Here is a 417-nt window from a genome sequence, read left to right as displayed (position 1 = left end):
CTTATCAGCTTGCTGTTGAATTTAAGCACAAGCTTGAGCCGATACGTGAAGACGATAAGCCAATGTCTTTTGCTTCATTAGAGATCGTCAAAGAAGAGTTGATTAAGCTTGGATTAGATAGCGCTTACTTGCGACTGCATAACGCTTATGACGAATGTGGCTCACCAGAAGACAAGCCATATTGTGATATTGAGTTATCTCTTAAGAGTTATTAGCGCTCAGCAAATTCGAGCTATTGGCTTTCAAGCAAAATAGAGTGGGTAAAGTGGCTTCGTAGGTAAAAACCTCGAGGCAAGGTCTTTATTTGCTTACCACTCGCACCATAGGCATCAGTCAGCGCTCGACTATTGGCGGCTTTGGGGCGAATTTGCATGACCTCACCGTGCCTTGCACTGATCTCATGGATCCTTCCTGTAG

1 protein-coding gene and 1 pseudogene are annotated in these 417 nt (G+C 44.4%); one reads left to right on the top strand and one right to left on the bottom strand.

The window, feature by feature from the left end; all coding sequences use genetic code 11:
• Positions 1 to 215: DUF6482 family protein (locus AB4585_RS23650; RefSeq protein ID WP_372171207.1), on the top strand; the 215-nt coding region annotated here is incomplete at its 5' end.
• 17 nt (positions 216 to 232) lie between these two features.
• On the opposite strand, the pseudogene AB4585_RS23645 reads toward AB4585_RS23650, so the two are convergent.
• A pseudogene (locus AB4585_RS23645) lies at positions 233 to 417 on the bottom strand (DNA mismatch repair protein MutH); the annotation flags it as partial.

Origin of the sequence: Vibrio sp. 10N.222.49.C9 (genome assembly GCF_041474985.1) — a bacterium.
Taxonomy (GTDB): Bacteria; Pseudomonadota; Gammaproteobacteria; order Enterobacterales; family Vibrionaceae; genus Vibrio; species Vibrio crassostreae_C.
Note: the sequence above shows the minus strand (reverse complement) of the source record. Positions and strands in the feature narration are given on the sequence as shown.